Here is a 2,399-nt window from a genome sequence, read left to right as displayed (position 1 = left end):
TTCGCCGACGCCCTGCCGAAGACGCTGTCGGGCGGCATGAAGCAGCGCTGCGCCATCGCGCGCGCCTACGCGGTCGATCCCGCCATCCTGCTCATGGACGAACCCTTCGGCGCGCTCGACGCCCTGACCCGCGTCGGCCTGCAGGACCAGCTCCTCGACACTTGGAGCCGCGAGCGCCGCACCGTGATGTTCATCACCCACGACGTCGAGGAAGCGGTCTATCTCGCGAGCCGCGTCGTCGTGATGGCGGCGCGCCCCGGCCGCCTCCGCTGCGTCGTCCCTGTGAACCTGCCCTACCCCCGCACCGAGGAGATGCGGCTGTCGCCGCATTTCGCGGAGCTGCGCAACCGCGTGTGGCGCGCCGTCTACCATCCCGACCGAAATCAGGAGCCCATGCCATGCTGACCCGCCGCACCCTCCTGGCGGCGGGGACCGCCGCGCTGGCAGGAACCGCCGCGCTCGCCTTGCCGCGCGTCGCCCACGCCGCCGCGCCGAAGTCCGTGCGGGTCGGCTACATCGGCGATTTCCCCAACGCGAGCCTTTTCGCGGTGGCGAACGACCAGAAGCTGTGGGAGTCGGAGGGCCTCGTGCCCGATCTCAAGGTGTTCACCAACGGCCCGATCCAAGTGCAGGCCATGGGGGCGGGCAGCCTCGACTTCGGCACCATCGGCCCCGGCGCGCTGTGGCTGCCGGCGAGCGGCCGTGCCAAGGTGGTGGCGATCGACGACGTCGGCTTCAGCGACCGCCTCATCGCCCAGCCCGGCATCGCGTCGATCGCCGACCTCAAGGGCAGACGCGTCGGCGTGCCGCAGGGAACCTCGGGCGACATGATCCTGCGGCTCGGCCTCGCTAAGGCAGGCCTGACGATCAAGGACGTCCAGGTCGTGCCGATGGACCCGAGCACGGTCGTGGCGGCCTTCTCGTCGGGTCAGATCGACGGGGCCGGTATCTGGAACCCGCTCGTCGACGTTATCCGCCGCCGCGTGCCGGACCTGAAGGAGCTCGCCGCCAACCGGGACTTCTATCCCGACGTGTCCTTCGTCAACGCCGTGGTGGCGCGCAACGAGGTGGTGAGCGGCGACCCGGACCTCGCGCGCAGCTTCGTCCGCGTCGTGAAGAAGGCGATCGACTACCGGGCGGAGAACCTCGATCGCAGCGTGGAGCTGACGTCGGCCCTCATCCATGTGCCGGTCGACGTCTTGATGCCGGTGGCCAAGAGCCGCCTTCTTCTCACCGGCGCCCAGCTCGACGCCTTCACCCGCGACGGGACAGTCGACAGATGGCTGGGGCGGTTCAACGCGATGTTCAAGGAATTCGGCACGGTCGCAGACCCACTCCAGCCGAGCGAGTACTACGACGGAAAGCTGTTCCTGTCGGCCTGACCGGGCTCCGGCGGGGGCCTGGGGATGCATGCGCGCCTTGATCGAGCCCCGTGGACGGAACAAGCCCGGCCCCGGTCCTGAGGGAGGCGACGCATGGGCGGGACGAGCACCTCCGAGGTCGGCGTGCAGGCGCCGAGCTTCCATCGGTTCAAGGTCGGGGCCTTCACGGCCGGCGCGCTGCACGATGGCGTGCCCATGCGCGACCGCCCCCCGCATTCCGTCCGCACGCGAACGCCGACGAGGTTGGGGAAGCCTTCGCGGCCTGCGGGATGGCGCCGGACAAGCTGATGTCGACCTTCAACGCGCTGGCGATCGAGACCCGCGACGGCGTCGTCCTGATCGACACCGGGCTGGGCGAGGGCGCAGGGTCCGCTGCCGGACATCTGCCGGCGAGTCTCGCCGCGGCCGGCATCGACGCAGCCGCCGTGAGTTCGGTGGTCATCAGCCATTTCCGCGGCGACCCCGTCGGCGGCCTTCGCGGGCCGGACGGCACGCCGGCCTTCCCGAACGCCGAGGTCCTGGTGCCCGAGATGGAACGGAACTTCTGGATGGGCGACGCGGCCGTCCTGCCCGACGCTTTCAAAGGCACCGGCGCCGCCGACCACCTTCGCCTGCCGTTCTTCCACGCCCCCCTTCCCGGCGACGGGCCACGTCATCGAGGACGGCGGCGGGTACGACTACGTCCCGGCGCTGTGGACGACGTCCTGACCCGACCCCGCGAGTCGCCGTGCGGGCGGTCCCTGACCGGGCCCGGCGTCACCCGCGGGCTCGCGCCGTCCCGGTCCGGTGGCGGCTGACCTCTGCACCGTCCTCCGCTTTGAGCAGGAGGAAGCTCGACGCGACGGGACTCATGCCGAACCCGACCTGCAGCATCAGCGGCAGCAGGAAGGGAGCGCCGTTGAGCCCGACGCGGCAAAGGCCGCCGGCCAGCGTGCCGACTGCGAAGGAGCGGTGCCGGAACAGCCGCAGGTCCACGGCCGGATGCGCGACCCGCCGGGCGTGGAGGCCGAAGGCGAG

General features: G+C 71.0%; 3 protein-coding genes and 1 pseudogene. 3 read left to right on the top strand and 1 reads right to left on the bottom strand.

From position 1 onward, the window contains the following. The 3 genes from D3273_RS27540 to D3273_RS27530 form a co-directional block, all read left to right on the top strand. Nucleotides 1-405 (top strand): ABC transporter ATP-binding protein (locus D3273_RS27540; protein ID WP_165359757.1); only part of this gene is annotated, 405 nt, incomplete at its 5' end. After that, complete coding sequence (locus D3273_RS27535; RefSeq protein WP_428977817.1) at nt 402-1,382, top strand: aliphatic sulfonate ABC transporter substrate-binding protein; 981 nt, start codon at nt 402-404, stop codon at nt 1,380-1,382. The genes D3273_RS27540 and D3273_RS27535, both read left to right, overlap by 4 nt. A 287-nt stretch (nt 1,383-1,669) precedes the next feature. Beyond that, nucleotides 1,670-2,179, top strand: a complete 510-nt coding sequence (locus D3273_RS27530; protein ID WP_165359756.1) for an MBL fold metallo-hydrolase — start codon at nt 1,670-1,672, stop codon at nt 2,177-2,179. On the opposite strand, the pseudogene D3273_RS27525 reads toward D3273_RS27530, so the two are convergent. Further along, nucleotides 2,139-2,399 (bottom strand): annotated as a pseudogene (locus D3273_RS27525) (hypothetical protein); the annotation flags it as partial. The gene D3273_RS27530 and the pseudogene D3273_RS27525 sit on opposite strands and share 41 nt — an antisense overlap.

Source organism: Lichenibacterium minor, from assembly GCF_004137685.1.
Classification (GTDB): domain Bacteria; phylum Pseudomonadota; class Alphaproteobacteria; order Rhizobiales; family Beijerinckiaceae; genus Lichenihabitans; species Lichenihabitans minor.
This window is presented reverse-complemented; position numbering and strand designations above follow the sequence as displayed.